At 58.3% G+C, this 15,798-nt stretch carries 11 protein-coding genes and 2 pseudogenes; 3 read left to right on the top strand and 10 right to left on the bottom strand.

Annotated elements, in window-relative coordinates:
* Window positions 1–64 precede the first annotated feature (64 nt).
* Complete coding sequence (locus F0169_RS09720; protein WP_152746367.1) at window positions 65–457, top strand: hypothetical protein; 393 nt, start codon at window positions 65–67, stop codon at window positions 455–457.
* Between the two features lie 226 nt (window positions 458–683).
* Here the strand turns inward: F0169_RS09720 and F0169_RS09715 are convergent, their stop codons facing one another.
* The 8 genes and pseudogenes from F0169_RS09715 to F0169_RS09680 all read right to left on the bottom strand — a co-directional run bounded on the left by F0169_RS09715 (window position 684) and on the right by F0169_RS09680 (window position 8,727).
* Window positions 684–932 carry a CsbD family protein gene (locus F0169_RS09715; protein ID WP_058412036.1) on the bottom strand — a complete coding sequence of 83 codons (249 nt, stop codon included), beginning with the start codon at window positions 930–932 and terminating at the stop codon, window positions 684–686.
* 263 nt (window positions 933–1,195) lie between these two features.
* The gene (locus F0169_RS09710; RefSeq protein WP_152746366.1) at window positions 1,196–1,936 is read right to left on the bottom strand and encodes a type II secretion system minor pseudopilin; all 741 of its coding nucleotides are present in this window, start codon (window positions 1,934–1,936) and stop codon (window positions 1,196–1,198) included.
* 39 nt (window positions 1,937–1,975) lie between these two features.
* The gene (locus tag F0169_RS09705; RefSeq protein WP_058412034.1) at window positions 1,976–4,276 is read right to left on the bottom strand and encodes a TonB-dependent receptor; all 2,301 of its coding nucleotides are present in this window, start codon (window positions 4,274–4,276) and stop codon (window positions 1,976–1,978) included.
* Window positions 4,277–4,349: 73 nt separating this feature from the next.
* Entirely contained in the window at window positions 4,350–4,754 is a 405-nt protein-coding gene (locus F0169_RS09700; RefSeq protein ID WP_058412033.1) for an ExbD/TolR family protein, read from the bottom strand.
* Between the two features lies 1 nt (window position 4,755).
* Window positions 4,756–5,442 (bottom strand): MotA/TolQ/ExbB proton channel family protein, encoded by a 687-nt coding sequence (locus tag F0169_RS09695; RefSeq protein WP_058412032.1) that lies wholly within the window; start codon window positions 5,440–5,442, stop codon window positions 4,756–4,758.
* 11 nt (window positions 5,443–5,453) lie between these two features.
* Window positions 5,454–6,091: pseudogene (locus F0169_RS28035) on the bottom strand (energy transducer TonB).
* A gap of 399 nt (window positions 6,092–6,490) precedes the next feature.
* Window positions 6,491–7,687 (bottom strand): glycerophosphodiester phosphodiesterase family protein, encoded by a 1,197-nt coding sequence (locus tag F0169_RS09685; RefSeq protein ID WP_152746365.1) that lies wholly within the window; start codon window positions 7,685–7,687, stop codon window positions 6,491–6,493.
* Between the two features lie 59 nt (window positions 7,688–7,746).
* Window positions 7,747–8,727, bottom strand: a complete 981-nt coding sequence (locus tag F0169_RS09680; protein WP_341869091.1) for a hypothetical protein — start codon at window positions 8,725–8,727, stop codon at window positions 7,747–7,749.
* 653 nt (window positions 8,728–9,380) lie between these two features.
* On the opposite strand from F0169_RS09680, the gene F0169_RS09675 reads away from it, so the two are divergent.
* On the top strand, window positions 9,381–9,773 hold the full coding sequence (locus F0169_RS09675) for a DUF2946 domain-containing protein (RefSeq protein ID WP_082648997.1): 393 nt from the start codon (window positions 9,381–9,383) through the stop codon (window positions 9,771–9,773).
* A gap of 198 nt (window positions 9,774–9,971) precedes the next feature.
* Window positions 9,972–11,975 (top strand): TonB-dependent receptor, encoded by a 2,004-nt coding sequence (locus tag F0169_RS09670; protein WP_172979388.1) that lies wholly within the window; start codon window positions 9,972–9,974, stop codon window positions 11,973–11,975.
* Window positions 11,976–12,079: 104 nt separating this feature from the next.
* Here F0169_RS09670 and F0169_RS09665 read toward each other — a convergent pair whose 3' ends face one another.
* Window positions 12,080–13,495 carry a diaminobutyrate--2-oxoglutarate transaminase gene (locus F0169_RS09665; RefSeq protein WP_122250727.1) on the bottom strand — a complete coding sequence of 472 codons (1,416 nt, stop codon included), beginning with the start codon at window positions 13,493–13,495 and terminating at the stop codon, window positions 12,080–12,082.
* 117 nt (window positions 13,496–13,612) lie between these two features.
* Window positions 13,613–15,672 (bottom strand): annotated as a pseudogene (locus F0169_RS09660) (TonB-dependent receptor).
* Window positions 15,673–15,798: the final 126 nt, after the last annotated feature.

Here is a 15,798-nt window from a genome sequence, read left to right as displayed (position 1 = left end):
ATGTATGCTTCAATAAGTAGGGTACGGTAGATCGTGCAGACGGAACGACTTCCCTGGAGATTACATGAATGCTTATACGCAATTAATTGTTCAGGTTTACTACGAAGAGATAGTAACGCCACTGCTGCTGTCGTTCGCCTTAGTCGTCTTCTTGATCTGCACAATCAAGAAAGTTTCAGGTGTTTCTCAATGGAAAATAGCGGCACTGTTCACGATAGGGTTTGTTTCAATCATCTTCTGGCCTCATGCAGGGTTGATTATTTTTCCTGAACCCTGCATGCCCGCCTCTGGCCTCCCCACAGCGCCTTGCCATTTCAGCCCTTGGGTTCGCGTTAAGCTGGGTTTGTTCTACGGTACGTTTGGGGCGCTCCTTGCGCTACTTTCCTGGAAGACCTGGCAGTTTTTAGCTAAAAAACTAATGCCAGGAAGTCCGGAAACCAAGATTAACGGCCTTTAGCGTTTTCAGGTAAATGCCGGTGTGCGCATGAGCTGATAACTCAAGCGTTGCTCAACGCTTGCATTGCAGATTGCACTTTTTTTGGTCAGGCACCCTACTTGCGGCGTTGAGCTTGAACTCGCTTGAGCAGGACTTTCGCTTATCTGCACACCGCAGGTTTAGGCGCCATCATAGCGCCCTGTTGCGGTGTGCAAATTCATCAGGCCCGTTCAGCTGTGCGCCTGAGTCAGCGGCGAAAGAGACGGTCCATAACCAGCAGTGCGACTGCACCAATTGCGATCGCGGCGACTGGCTTTTCTTTGACGAACGTCGATACGCTGTCCAATGCATCGCCATAGGCTTGGGTCAACTGACCGGCAGCTTGGCGTCCAGTACCTTCAGCTTCCAGCTTCGAGTCACCAAACAGTTTCCCTACTGCGCTCTGCGCTTTGCCGGTAATCTTTTCTGCAACGCCTTCAACCTGTTCGCTCTTCATGATCCACCAAACCTTCATGTGTGAATGAGTAACCCAGGATAAGCCTGAGCTATAGACTATTTGCACAGAATTAGGTGGATGAGCGTGATGATTAGTTCAAAAATGATGAAGCTCATAAGCTGCCTGGCCAGCCGCCTGCGCCTCACTCACGGTTCAACCCGAATGACTGCCTGCGCTCAATGCTGTTCCCATGGCGGGCAAGGTTGGTAACCCTTGTTTGGTAATCGCCGACGCTACCGCATAGTTCACTTGGATTGGTCACCTCACTCCTCCCACCGCAGCACCGTATAGGCCCGCCCCTTCACCGTATTCAACAACACCGTCACCTGCAACCGCGCGATATACCCATCACCGCGCTGCGCCCGGCTGTCAATCACCAACACCTCGCCAGGGTCCACACCCGCCGGGTTGCCCTTTGGCAGGTTCAGTGCAGTGCGCATCAGCGGGCTGGCAAAAGCCGGATCGGGCCGATCAAAGCCGCTCCATAGCGTAATCTCCGGCAACAGCCGGCTGTACAGCGCTTGCGTCATGCCCGGTAGTTGCCGTACTTCTTCAAGCAAGCGAAACGGCGGCTGGTCTTTATTCCGGCGCGCTAGCAGTCCATCAGCCAATTGGCTGGCTTGTGCCTGGCTCGCGCCGCACGCCAGCGCCAAGCGGGAAAAATCATCCGGTTCGGCGTTGTTCAGGTAGAGCTTGCCATTCTCGCTGTGCAGGCTGACCGAGAGTTGCGCGTCGTCGAATGTCAGGGCCATTTCACGTCCGTCGGCGACCCACTTTTTACGCTGCACAGGATCAGCCAAGGCTTGCACCGCCAACTCGACGCCCGCCTCTGCCGCCAGCAGTGCTTGCGTGTGCTGGCGAAGGTACACGGCCTGGCGACTTTCGAGTTGCACCCAGGCGGCGAGTGAAGCCAACAGCAGGCTGAGCAAGGCCATGACCCAAAGCACCATCAGCAGCGCAATACCACGCTGGCGGCTTACCGGGGTGGCTCGGCTATCACGCATGCGCTTCAGCCTCTGGGTCAGGCGCGCCAAAGCGCTGCGCTAAAGGCGCACCGCCAGGGTGACGAACGCGCTGCGCGGGTTGCCGACCTGCAGTATCTGCAAGTCACCGGTGGGGTCACTTGCAGCAGTGGCATCCGTGTTAATCGTTGAGATGTAGCGCTTGTCGAACAGGTTAACCACGTTCAGCGACACGGTGGTGTCTTTGACCGCGCCCAACTTGCCGAAGTCATAGCCCAGCGTTGTATTGGCCAGCCAATAGCCGGCAACGCTTGCGTCGTTGGTGTAGGTGAAATAACGCTTGCTCATGTAGCTGCCCTGCAACCCCGCATTCCAGTGCTGCCAATGCCAGTCCAGGGCGCTTGAATACATCAGCTTGGGCGTGTCGACCACGGTCTTGCCTTTGACGTGAACTTGGCTGGTACCGCTTTGGTAATCGTCGTCGTATGTGCTGTGGTTGTAGGAGGCAGAGTTGGACCAGCTCCAGTTTTCGTTGGGGGTCAGCGCGAAAGTCAGTTCCAGGCCTCGGCTGGTCACCGAGCCGACGTTGGCCACGCTGTTCTGGCAAATCACAATACCGGTGCAGTTGGTAATCGCAACCAGGCGGTTATCGAACCGGGTGTTGTAGACCGCGGCCGAAGTGGAATAAAGCGGGTTGCTGCGGCGCACACCCACTTCAATGGTTTTGGAGGTTTCCGGTTTGAGGTTCTTGAACCCGTCTGCCGCGTCGACGGCCGCTTGGGTGGTGAAGAATGGGCTGTAACCGCTGCTGGGGAATGCGGCGACGTTTTCCGAGTACGAGGTAAACACCTCATCTTGATCATTAAGCTTATAGGTAGCACCCAGTTGCGGCAGGAACCGGTCTCGCGCCTCCAGCGAACCACTGGCGTAACCGCCGCCCTTGCCTTCCACCGTAGAGGTAGTGACCGTGTTCTTGGCGCCGAACTCCAGCTTCAAACGGTCGTCAAGCAAGGTGTAGCTGTCGCGCAGATAGAACTGTCGCGTCAGGTCGTTGTAATCCTGGGACAGAACGGTGGCGACCAGCGGCAACCCGTCGGTTCTCACAATGTGGTTTTGCGGCGCGGTGCCGGTCGGGTCGAACAGGTAGCGCGAGACGTCATTCTTGTTCGACTGGATCCAGAAGCCGCCCTGTATTTCATGCTGACCGAGAAAGTACGTCAGCGCGGTCTGGAAACCCGTGCGGTTGATGCCGTACACCGTGCTGCGAATCGAGTTGGTGGGCACGGTCGTGCTGCCACTGGTGTAGACGAACGGGTAGTAAGAGTTGCCGCGGCCTGAGTCGTGGTGGTGATAGACCGTGGCGTCCAGCAGCAGATCATCGGTGAGCGAAAAGTTGCCGCTGAGGATGTCAAGTTCATCATCACGCAAGCTGCTGCCGTTGTAGGTTGCATCTGACGCCCGTGTGACGCCGCCGGTAAAAATACCGTTGGCGGCGTTCACGGCCCGCGTCCAGTCAGGCGTGTAGTAACTCCAGTTGTAGCCCAAGCGACTGATCATGCTGGTCGACATCGCCGGCAGGTTGGCTTCATTGTGCGTTGAAGTACTGTGATAGAAGCTCAGGTGATTGCCGCCAAAATCGTAGGTAACCTTGGCGTTGAGCGCGTCCGATTCCTGCGGGTTGTCGTGACCTTTCCAGGCGTCGGCGTCGTATTTTTCCCCCGAGACATAAGCCGCCAGGCCATTGTATTCGCCGGTATCGACGCGCATGTAGGTGCGTTGGGTGGCATAGCTGCCCAGGGTTTGCGAAAGGCGTGCGCCAAACTCCTTGTCGGGGTTTGCGCTGGTGAACGCGACCGTACCGCCCAGGTTGCTGTTGGAGGCAGTGCCCAAGGCGCCGATCCCGGCCGCGACTTCGCTCTTGGCGATATTTTCCGCGATGATTGCGCGGGTGATGCTCAGGCCGTTGAAGTTGGCGAAACTCATGTTGCCCAGTGTGACGCCGTCCAGTGTGTAGCCCAAGTGATGCATGTCGAAGCCACGCAAGCTGATGCGCTGGCTGCTTTCTTCGCGCCCGAGCGGGTCGCCCGATTGAAAGCTGACCCCGGCAAGACGCTGCAGCACCTTCATCGGGTTGGTGCCCGCCGAGTAAGCCTTGATGTCCTTTTCATCGACGCGCTGTACCTGGCGCGTTTCCCCCTGGCCAATCACCGAAACAGTGCCCAGCGTGGTATCGCCGGCGCCGGAGGCAGCCTCCTCCGCCGCCGCTGCCGGTGTCGCGGCGTCCTGTGCATAGCTCGCCGGGCTAAGGGCATGCAGCCCGATCACCAACACCAGTCGTTTAAGGGGAAAACCAGACGCACGCGCAGTCGATAACATGATCATGAAAGCGTTTCCTAAAGGCTTAATGAGGCGACAGGCTCTGGCGCCGTGTTTTTATTAATCGCAATGGCAGTCATCAGGGACTTTCGGTGATTACCGCCAAGCGGGTTATGCCCGCGCTTTGCACGTCTGCCAGCACCCTGGCAACGTGCCCGTAGTCGGTCGCGGTGTCGGCACGCAGGGTCAGCGCCACGTCCGGGTCACGCGCACGCAGGTTCTGCAGGGTGTCCGGCAATTGCGCTTCGGGCACAGGCTGGTCGTCGACGAACAACCCGCCTTTGGCGTCGATGCTGATAGCCACCGGCTTGGCGTCGTCCAGCGGCGCCGTGGCGACTGTCTGCGGCAAATCGAGCGGTATCGCATTGGTCAGTAACGGTGCGGTCACGATAAACACCACCAGCAGCACCAGCATCACGTCGACCAGAGGCGTGATGTTGATGTCACTGATTGCATCGTCGTCGTGGCTTGAAGAGAAGGCCATCTCAAGCCACCCCGCTCAGGCTGCGACCAGCGTCACGCTCGCCTTTCAATCTGAAGGCATGGCGTTGGGCGCGGTTCAGCAGGTCGACCGCAAACACATCCAGGTCGGCCACCATGAGTTTCAATCGGCGGCTGAAAAAGTTGTAGGCGAGCACTGCCGGCACCGCCACGGCAATGCCGACGCCGGTGGCGATCAAGGCTTCGCCGATCGGCCCTGCCACCACCGCAATGCTCGCTGACTTGGCTGTGCTGATGGCTTGCAGGGCATGGATGATGCCGAACACCGTACCGAACAGGCCGATAAAAGGCGCGGTGCTGCCGATGGAGGCGAGCACGATCATGCCGCTTTCAAGGGTGCGTCGTTCAGCGTAAATCTGCTGATGCAGGCTGCGCTCCAGCAGTTCCTGGCGGCTCCAGCTGTCAGCCGGTTCGTGGCCATCGTGGCCGCCGGACAGCGCTTGCGTGGTGACTTGCGCAAGACGCGCCAACTGGCTTTTTTGCGGACCGCTGTGCAACGCCGTATCAAAATCCTGCGCGGCCCAGAACGCCTGCGCATAGCGCTTGTTCTGGCTTTTCACCCTGCCCTGCTGCCAGGCCTTGAGCAGCAGTACGGCCCAGGTCGCCAATGAGAACAGCAGCAGAATGCCCATGGAGCTTTGCTGAATCAGCGTTGAGTAGTCGATTGTCATGGTAAGGCGCCTCAAGGAGCGAGAGTGAAGGCAAGCGGAACGTTGACCCAGCCATCGACCGGGCTGTCACCGCGCTTGGCAGGAGTGAAGGACCACTGTCGAACAGCCGCGCGGGCGGCATCGTCCAGGGCCGAAAAACCACTGGACTGAGCAACCTCAACCTGGTCCGGGCGACCGTTGGCCAGTACATGCACGCGCAGCACTGTCGTGCCTTGCTGATGCCGTTTGGCCGCTGCGGGCGGATACACCGGTGGCGGGTTGTTCAAGTAACCGGCGCGGCCGATGGGTGCCGTGGTAGTCGGTTCGCGGCTGACGGGCGAAGCTGGCGCAGGTCGCTGGGTCGGCATCGATTGGGGCGCCGCAGCAGGCGGTTGCTTCTCGACAGCCGGCTTCTGGGCAGGTTGTGGTTTGGCCGGTGGCTTGGCGGGCTGCGCGCGTGGCGCCTCAGCCTTCGGCGCGGTGGCCACAGGTTTGGGGGGCGGTGCCGGTGTAACGGGTGGCGGCGCGCCGGTTGTTCAACCGCCGGCATTGGAGGCGGCGGCTTGGGCTTGGCAACCATTTGCATTGCAATCGGCATCGGCCGGGTGATAGGCGGTAAAGGCTGCGCGGGCGCGCTGTTGCGAAACCATAGAAAGCCCGCCGCATGCATACCCAATGCAACAAGGCATACACAAGCAATAGGCCCCACGCCACTGCGGGGCACAGCGACTGCCGGTAAAGGTGTCGCGGGGGTATCGAACGTAACTGCCGGCGAAGCACGCAACAGATCGCAGTCGCGAAAAAGTTGCGCAGGATGACGCGATGAAAGTAACGCGAACATAACATCACCAATCGGGACAAAATAAATAGCAGCATGGCGCTTTAAAAAGGCTTTTAAATATCGCGTCGATGCGGCTGTTTTTATTATGATGACAACAACTTCAGTTGATTGAATAACAGCCACCTGTCTTTCCAATAGACCGTTAGACAGCACGCTATCGACCGGACACGGCATGCGCATCCGGCCGGCGTAATAAAAGTGTTCACTCACCCAACGGCTATCAAACAACTAGTTTGAAATAAGACCCGTGTTTCGACGGTTATCATTTTTTAGTGCCGACATGGCAGTCAGAGGATCGTCCGTAATGATGTAGCTGAAACTTTTGCCTGCGGTGTTCATGATCCAGTTGAGGCTTGTGCGGTTATCCCCCGTCTCTTGGCCAAAGCCCTTCTGGGATTTCCACAGCCAGTACTTGGGCTCCGTGCAGCAATGGCCATCGGCGGCAAAGAAGCTATAGAACTTGGTCTCCGCGACAGGCTGATAAGCACCCATGGTTTTCACATCGCGCGTGGTTCGCATGGCGTAGTAGCTGTTCATGATGTTGTTCAGCGGAAACCTGAGTGTGTTGTCATATTCCTTGAGTCGCACTTCGGTGGCGTAGACATAACCCTTGTTGTAGTAACCTTGCCAGTTCATAAGCGAATTTGCCGGCCCGCCACTGGCGTCAATAAAGTCTGCACCAAACACCGGAATCAGGCGGAAGCGTCCGGCTTCGCTCTGGGCATTCATGATGCCCTTGGCTTCAAAATTGGCAGCGGTCGTGCCAATCACGTTGACCGGCATTTTGAAGTACACCCAGCGCTCGGCCGGCGTGCCCCACCAGTTGGTGTGCGTCTTCACGCTCTGCCAGGCTTTTTTGGCGGCTTCGATGTTCTTTACATCAAGCAGCAGGATCATCGCGATTTTATCGCGCTTGATCGTGTCCAAAATGGCATCGAACGTGGGCAATTTCTGGTTGCTGTAGCCATTCAGGGAGGGATGCCGAAGGTTTAGATTCAGGGTGTTTCCAAAATAGTTCGACAAGTTCGGGTTATAGCCGCCATGCCCGTAAGGGTCATACTCGGTCGAGTTTGCGGTGGTGTAGGCGTTGGTGGTTCGGCCGAGGTTGGAATCATGCAACACGATCACGTTACCGTTGCGGTCCAGTTGAAGATCGATTTCCGAACACTCGATTCCACTGCTGGCAGCCTGCTCAATGGCGGCGATCGAGTTTTCCGGCACATCGCGCAGCCAGTCCGGGTGAGCGTTGGTGCCTATCGCGGTGCCGTGCAATCCGCGGTGGGCGCAGACAATCGTAAGGTCGTTGTGGGCGTCTTTGAGTATCCCGCCGATCTTGTCGGTGTTGTACTCTGCGCGCGCAATGCATGGCGCCGCCAGAACAACTATCGATGTGCACAGTAGAACTATTCTCGGTATACAAAACATAGACTTAACTCCCGCAAGGTCAGAAGTGGATTAGGTTTGTACGTGCGAAAGCAACAGCGCTAGTCAGCCACTGACGATGACAGGCCTGGGCCTGACACCGCTTCCACATACACCGAAGGGGGTACGGGAGGTGGTTGCCTGGGGGACAGCAAAACGCCGGTGTCCGGGTCGTAGTAGTAGATCTCCTCAATATTGTCGATGCTGACTTTCAGTCGGCCTTTGTGCAGATCGTCATCCACGTTGACCAACCGTTTAGTGCCGGTGGAACAGCTCACACTCGCTCCACCTGCGAAGCCCTCGCGCCCTGCCCCGGCAGGCTCTATCAGGCACATCGCGCCATCAGGACGAGTGATCTGCAGCGCGCCCTGTGGCGTAATGCGATGGGTGTAGACCGGGCGACCATCAGGGCCGACCGTGGTAAATGAATCCCCGCGCTCAAAGCGCCTTTCCGGGGCATCAATCCCTTTTACGCCGACAATGTTGTGCAGCAGCAGACCGTCCGTGCCGATGTAGTAGTGGGCGATTTGCGTGCCGGTGTTCGCTGGCCAACGCAGGTGCATGTGCATGTGGGGCGGCGCATCTTCATGGCCGTGGGGGGCATTGGTGTCGAACCCCATGATCTGGATCTTGCCCAGCCCGCGGCTTTCTACCGTGTGCCCAAGCCCCAGGTCACGCACGGCCTCACGCTGCGCGAACTCAAGCACGTTGGCCGCCGCGCGCTGCACAGAAGGAAACTCACCTTGACTATAAAAACCCGCACGACGTGCAGGGTCAGCATGCTCGAAGCGCAGGACCATACCTTGCTCAACGATATGCGTGGACACTTCGGCGGCCGTTATCGCATCCGCAGCCAGTGGCGGCAGTACCACGTACAAACGCCCGTCATCGAGCCTGAACGGAATGTCACCGGTCTCCAGAATCACTCGCGAGGTATTAGCCACTGCGCCGTCGAACCTCAGTTCGAGCATCCGTGAGCGCGGTACTGTCAGCGCAATGATCGTCTCGCGCGGGTTGTCGGCGTTCCAGTCGGGGTCTGTCACTCGCCTGCAGGGGGTGCAACTCGCTGGATCGAAGCGCAAGCCTGGCCCTTCGGCGCGCTTCACAAATTTAATGACGGCGACAACAGTCTGGTCTTTGACGGGTGCAGAAGCAGCCATTGCGAAACTTGCGCTGAGCATTACGCTCGCCGCCAGTGTCATTATGGTTCCATGCGCGATCATGCTGCCAACACCCGTGCCGGGATGCCAACGCTTGCAATCAGCCAATCAACCTTCGAAAACTGCGCGTTCATAGGCAAGTCAATATCCATGTTGGACAGACAACCTGCGTTTCGAAGTGTGCATCGCAGATGCGCGCTCTCAAGACAAAACAGGTTGACTCGGAAAGTTATGCAGCAATAACGCTCCTGGCCAAAACGGGGTCATTAGATTCTATAGCGGGCATCATCGCCGACAAGCACTTGGCGACGCGCTATTGAACTCATGCGCCTGAAATATTTCCTTACATTTGCGCGTACTCTAAGGTTTCGATATGACAGATTGAGGACATCGACACACGATTTGTAAACGGCCTACTATGGTTAGCTAACTAACAATGTGCATTGTTCAGTGTGCGGCGAAATAGCGCACTCCATAGAATTTTACACCGCTATCGAACTCTGGCTAAATGCCAGCCCCTTTGCAGCGACTCTTGCATGTCTTCGTTGAAACGCATCTGCCCGTGGATTGCCTGCCTGGCCGTGTTGTTAAACATGTTGGCCATGCCGTTAAGCCGCGCTATGCAAACGCCAGACGTGCAGTTGATGCTGTGGGGCGGTTTTTGCTCCGCAGGCCCTTCAAAAGTACTGCCGCCTGGTTTCGTCAAACTTAGCGATCCGCTTCAACAGCAGACGCCCTCCAAGACCCTTATGCAACACGGCGATTGCTGCTGTGGGCATGCCGGCCTGGCAGCACTGCCCTCTAACTACTACCGCAATTTCCTGCCGCGATACACGCCTGACGCCGCGCTCGTCTACTTGGAATTACCCACGCTACATCCTCGAATTCGTTGGCCGAGCCTAAGCCCGCGCGCCTCGCCTTTCGCCTGATTAACCCTCGCAGTTAGCCGACGCATGTTCGGCGCTGTTTTCATTGCACGGTGTTTGTGCGGCCTGCGCGTGGCCACTTAAACGCCGATGAATACGCTTGGTTATCAGGAAGTGTGCGTTATGCCTAGTTCAATCACTTTGCCGCGTGCAAAGCCTTTGTTTATTTGCTGTTCTATCTGGCCCTTGCTCTCGATAGGCATGCTTGCAGCAAGCCCGCTGTCAGTGGCACTGGCCGACGCCGGCAACCTCGAAAACTCAACGCTGACCTTGGGCGCGGTCAGCGTCCAGGGCACCGCCAGCGGCCCGCTGAACACCAGCAATGTACTCAGCTCAGTCGATATTCTGGGCGCCGACATCCTCGATAAAATGCCGGTCAACTACAGCTGGGAGCTGTTCAGCCGCGCACCGGGCGTGATGCTGACTGAATTCAACCAAGGCACCACCTCCGGCAAAATCTCGTTTCGAGGCTTCAACGGCGAAGGCGAAGTCAACGCGGTCAAGCTGCTGATTGACGGCATTCCGAGTAACAGCAATGACGGCAACATGCCGTACATGGACATGATTTTCCCTATGGAGCTGGACAGCATCGAGGTGGTGCGTGGCACCAGTGATGCGCGCTATGGCCTGAATAACATCGCCGGCAACGTCAATATGCTGACCCGCACCGGTGGCGACTACACCAAGGCGCGCCTGCGGTATGGCAGCTTCAATACTCAGGAGGCCCAACTCGCCAAGGGCATTCAAAGCAGCAATTGGACGCAGAACTACTTCTTCGCCTATCAGAAATCCGCTGGTTACCGGGATCACGCTCAGGCAGACAAGTTTTCGATGTCGGGCAAATGGTTCTACACGCCGGACGATGACAGCTACCGCATCGGCCTGATCGCCCGTCACTACGAAACCGAGGCACAGGAGCCGGGTTATCTGACTGAGGAGGATGCGCGTCGTCATCCCCAAATGACCAACCGTTTTAACGCTACCGACACAGGCACGCGGCGCATGAATCAGGTCAGCCTGCATGTCGACACAGACCTGGCTGATACGCTGGCTTGGTCAGCGAAAACCTACGTGAATACCTTTGATGACAGGCGTTGGACGCAGTATTGGCGCACAAGCTCGCAGCAAGAGCGCGACGCCTACGAGACACAGTATGGCGCCCTCACCTCTTTGACCTGGCGACCTGAAGTCAGCTGGCTCTACGATTTCGCGCTGGAAGGTGGCGCAGACGTACAACAGCAGCAAAACAAAAGTGAGCGCTATCGCAGCAAAGAGCGTGCGCGCCTGGCCACCACGCGCGACCAGCAGTTTGACTTCGACACCTACGGCGCTTATGTCCAGGCCGAGATCAAACCGTTCGAGTCCCTGAAGATCGTACCGGCCTACCGCGTCGATAAAATTCAGGGCAACTTCACCAATGAAATGACCGGCACCGATTACGACATCAACCACTACGGGCTGATCAAGCAGCCGAAGCTCAGCGTGGTCTATTCGCCGTGGGACGTCGCCAGCGTCTACGCGAACTGGGGGCGTACCTTTCAAGTCGGCACGGGTGCGGCGGCGTACAAAATTCCGCCCAGGGATACCGACCTGGCACCGTCGATCAACGACGGCTGGGAAACCGGCATCAAGTTCACACCGGCTGACTGGGTGGACGGGCGTGTCGCCTATTGGCAGCAAGAGGCCTCCGGGGAAGTCAGTCGCAGGCTGAACGACCCAAGCGGCGAGTCGGATAACGTCGGCGAAACCCGGCGCTGGGGTTACGATTTACAGGTGAACCTGCACCCCAACGACCGCACTGAACTGTGGCTGGCCTACTCTTGGCAGTATTCGAAAATACTCCAGCCAAGTGCCACGTTACCTGACAGCAAAGGTCAGCAAATCGACCACATCCCCCATCACCTCTACAACGCCGGCATCAGCTACGAGGCGACACCTGCGTTGCAGTTGACTGCGTGGATGAACGGCCAGACCGACTATTACCTGGAGCGCGAAAACACCCAAGGCACGTATGGCGGTTACGTACTGATGAACCTCGGTGCAACCTACAAAGTGACGCCGTCGGTGAGCGTCGACCTGCAGCTGAAAAACCTCACCAACCGCTATTACGAATACGTGTGGTACGACCCGGACGGTGCCCGAGGGTCGCTGCACTCTCCGGGAGATGGTCGCGCGCTTTATACCGGAGTCACTCTGGACTTCTAACCGGCAACCTCGACGTACCCGCAAATCTCGATCAGGTTAAGGTCCGGATCGCGCACGTACACCGAGCGTATCGGCCCCGTATGGAACAGCCGGGCATCGCCCGATCAGGGCTGCGTAGTGATCGAATGCGCGGCCTTGAACAGGATCTGCGCAACAAAGTCGATCTCTTGTTCGGTGATGATCAGCGGCGGCAGAAAACGCACGGTTGCGCCGTGACGCCCGCCCAACTCCACGATCAAGCCGTGCCGCAAACAGGCCTGCTGGAACGCCTTGGCGCGCGCAGCGTCGACCGGCGGGTGCCCTTGTACATCGGCAACCCCGTGCGGGTCGACGATTTCCATGCCGAGCATCAGCCCGCGCCCGCGCACATCGCCGACCCAGGCGAATTCGCTTTGCAGCGCCTGCAACTGTTTGCGCAGGTGTGCGCCCACGCTCTCGGCGTGCGCCACCAACTGGTTGTCGCGAATAAAGCGCAAGGTCGCCGTGCCGGCCGCCATCGCCAGTTGATTGCCACGGAAGGTGCCGGCATGCGCGCCGGGTTGCCATACATCCAGCGAATCGTTGTAGACCACGACCGACAACGGCAGGCCGCCGCCGATGGCCTTGGACAAGGTGATCACGTCCGGGGTAATGCCCGACTGCTCGAAGCCAAACATGCGCCCGCTGCGCGCGATACCGCACTGGATTTCGTCGACGATCAGCGGAATCCCGTGGGCGCTGGTCAAGCGGCGCAGTTCCTGCAGCCAGCGGTCTGGCGCTGCGATCACACCGCCCTCGCCCTGGATCGGCTCAAGGATCATCGCGGCCGGCAAGGTGACGCCGCTTTCCGGGTCGTTAAGCAGATGTTCCAGGTAGCGCACGTTGAGGGTCACGCCCTCCTCGCCTGCAACGCCAAACGGGCAGCGATAATCGTGCGGGTACGGCAGGCGCTGCACGCCCGGCATCAATGCGCCGAGGGCATTTTTTGGCGACAGGTTGCCGCTGATCGCCAAGGTGCCCAAGGTCATGCCGTGATAAGCACCTTCGAACGCCAGCACCGAATGCCGCCCGGTCGCGGTACGCGTCAATTTGAGCGCGGCTTCCACCGCATCCGCGCCACTCGGGCCGCAAAACTGGATACGTGCAGTGCGCGCGAAATCGGCGGGCAGGCAGCCGAAGACTTCCTGAACGAAGGCGTCCTTTACCGGTGTCATCAGGTCCAGCGTGTGCATGGGCACACCGGCGGCCATCAGTTGGGTGATTGCTTGAATGATCACCGGGTGGTTGTGGCCCAGCGCCAGGGTGCCGGCACCGGCCAAACAATCGACAAACACTTGGCCGCGACTGTCCTGTACGTAAATCCCATGCGCGCGCTCCAGCACCAGCGGGATGCGGCGCGGGTAGCTGCGGGCGTTCGATTCCTGCTGTTGCTGGCGCTCCAGCATCGGCGTCAGGTCCAGGCAATAAGGCTGCGACAGGCCCGTGTGCGACAGGCGTAGCTGTGACGCGCCACCGGTTGTGGCATTCGAAAAAGCGTTCATTACGTCCTCCACGGAGGCTGGGTTTGGAAGCAAGCAGCGCTGCCCGGGCACGCATGCGCCCGGCAGCCAAACTCTTGAAACCAGACGCAGGGAACGCGCATCCCTGCGCCCATCGACTTACATGTCGTAACGCAGCACCAGGCCGAACGTACGCGGGCGCCCACGTCAATGATGTCGCCGATGCGGTTGCTGGTAACGTATTCCTTACCGAACGCGTTTTTCAGGTAACCGGACACCGCCACATTCTTGGTGACCTTGTATTCGGTGCTGAAGTTGGTCAGCACATAGTTGTCGCTGCGGCGTACTTTGCTGACTTGGCCGTTATCATCGAACTCGAAGTCGGACGGCGCCGTGCTTTGATAGGTGAGGTCAGTGTTAAGGGTCAGACGCTCGTTCCAGCGGTACGTACCGCCCACCGACATTTTGTATTTCGGCGAATAAAGGAACGGCTGGCCGCTGCGGTCGAGGCCATCACCGGTGTTGAAGTCCTTGTACTTGGCGTCGGTGACAGCGCCGCCGACGTTCAGGGTCAACTGCTCACCGAAGTCTTTTTCGACAGACACTTCCAAGCCTTTGATGTCGCTGCGCCCGGCGTTGTAAACCAGGAAAAAATCACCCGACGGGTCAAGCACGCTGACCTGCTGGTCTTTCCAGTCGGTGTAGTACAGGTTGGCACGCGCACGCAGGGTCTTTTCGAGGAACGAACCACGGTACGACAGCTCGTAGTTGGTGGTGTATTCAGGATCGTAAGCCTGGTGACCGCCACCTGCCCGCACGTTCACACCACCGCCACGGTAGCCCTTCTGCACCATGAACCCGACGTATTGGTCAGGAACGAATTGATAGTCCACGCCAATTTTTGGCAGGAGCGCATTGAAGCTCTTTTTGACCTTGCCAGGGCTGGAGAAGTCGTCCTGCTTGATGTCGGTATCGTTGGTTTCGTAGTCGTAGCGCAGGCCGGTGATCAGCGTCCAGTTGGGCGCGAAGTCCCAGTCCACTTCACCGAACAGCGCAGCGTTCTTAATATCGACGTCGCCCTTGGCGGCACCGCGCGGCACGTTGTTGAACTCCAAACGGTCGTGGAAGCTGTTGGTGGTGTTGCCGAAGTACACCCCGCCAAAACTGCGCACGGTATCGGACTGATAACCCAAACGCAGTTCCTGACTGAACATATCGCCGGACTGTTTCCGATAGATGACATTGTTGGCCGTGGACGTCTGGTCGAAGTCCTTGCGCGCGGTGTAGTCCGAATGCGTGTAGGTGGTCAGGTTGGTCAGCGTCCAGGCATCGTTGAGGCGCCAGTCGATCTTCGCGCTCAGGGTGTCCTGGTTAAGGTTGTCGTAGGCCTTGGTGTTGGAGTCGATCTTGTAATACTGCACCTTGTCGCCGATGCGGGTGATCGAGTTGTCGCCCTGGCGGTGTTCGCTGTGCGCGTAGGTCAGCAGCACATCGGTGTCGTCGTTCGGCGTGATCAACAACTTGCCGCGATAGTTGCTGGTGCGGTGCGGGTTGGCATCGTCGTGGTTGGTGGTGTTGCGGATATAACCGTCGCCGTCCTGGGTGTCGATGGCGATACGCCCGGCGATCTTGTCGTCGACGATCGAGCCACCGCCCGCCACGGCCACACCACGTTCACCGTAGTTGCCAATGTTGGTCTGCGCGGAGAACGACGGGTCAAAGGTAGGGTTTTTGGTCTGGATAACCACCGCGCCGGCCAGCGAGTTGCGGCCCTGGGTGGTGGATTGCGGGCCAAGGAACACTTCGACCTGCTCGGTATCCCACAGCCCGATCGGGCTCAGGGTCAGCGCGCGGTTGGGTTGCTGGGCGCCGTCAACGTACACCGAGACTGCACCATTAAGGGTGGCCGGGCCCTGGTCATCGAAACCCGACACCGGCACACCGCGGATGCCCCAGTTTTCGTTACCGGCCTGGTTGTACACGCCAGGGGTACGCGCAAATACGTCGATCAGGCTGTGATCCGCCTTGTCGCGCAGTTGCTGTTCCGTGACCACGGCTACACTCGACTGGGTTTGCTCAAGCGTGCGGTTGATTTTTTCACCGGTGACGGTGATCGGAGCCATTTCCAGTGCGGCTGGCTGATCGTCGGCCCATGCGCTGTTCATCAGGCACATAGCAGACCCTACCGCCAACGCAAGTGTATTAATTTTGTAATTCACGCCCCGCCCCCTACCGCAGTTGTTTATGCAGTTATTGGTATTTTTATCCGTCGGCAAACCCCTGTTTTTTCCCAGCGGGGCGGAGTCTAGTCGAAAAAAAATATTAAAGGAATAGTATTGATAATC

This window comes from Pseudomonas kitaguniensis, from assembly GCF_009296165.1.
Classification (GTDB): domain Bacteria; phylum Pseudomonadota; class Gammaproteobacteria; order Pseudomonadales; family Pseudomonadaceae; genus Aquipseudomonas; species Aquipseudomonas kitaguniensis.
Note: the sequence above shows the minus strand (reverse complement) of the source record. Positions and strands in the feature narration are given on the sequence as shown.

Excerpts from the sequence above, each read along its gene's own strand:
- F0169_RS09695 (WP_058412032.1), bottom strand. The coding sequence starts at position 5,442 with ATGACAATCGACTACTCAACGCTGATTCAGCAAAGCTCCATGGGCATT.
- F0169_RS09675 (WP_082648997.1), top strand. The coding sequence starts at position 9,381 with ATGTCTTCGTTGAAACGCATCTGCCCGTGGATTGCCTGCCTGGCCGTG.
- F0169_RS09685 (WP_152746365.1), bottom strand. The coding sequence starts at position 7,687 with ATGTTTTGTATACCGAGAATAGTTCTACTGTGCACATCGATAGTTGTT.
- F0169_RS09710 (WP_152746366.1), bottom strand. The coding sequence starts at position 1,936 with ATGCGTGATAGCCGAGCCACCCCGGTAAGCCGCCAGCGTGGTATTGCG.
- F0169_RS09715 (WP_058412036.1), bottom strand. The coding sequence starts at position 932 with ATGAAGAGCGAACAGGTTGAAGGCGTTGCAGAAAAGATTACCGGCAAA.
- F0169_RS09700 (WP_058412033.1), bottom strand. The coding sequence starts at position 4,754 with ATGGCCTTCTCTTCAAGCCACGACGACGATGCAATCAGTGACATCAAC.
- F0169_RS09705 (WP_058412034.1), bottom strand. The coding sequence starts at position 4,276 with ATGATCATGTTATCGACTGCGCGTGCGTCTGGTTTTCCCCTTAAACGA.
- F0169_RS09665 (WP_122250727.1), bottom strand. The coding sequence starts at position 13,495 with ATGAACGCTTTTTCGAATGCCACAACCGGTGGCGCGTCACAGCTACGC.
- F0169_RS09720 (WP_152746367.1), top strand. The coding sequence starts at position 65 with ATGAATGCTTATACGCAATTAATTGTTCAGGTTTACTACGAAGAGATA.
- F0169_RS09670 (WP_172979388.1), top strand. The coding sequence starts at position 9,972 with ATGCTTGCAGCAAGCCCGCTGTCAGTGGCACTGGCCGACGCCGGCAAC.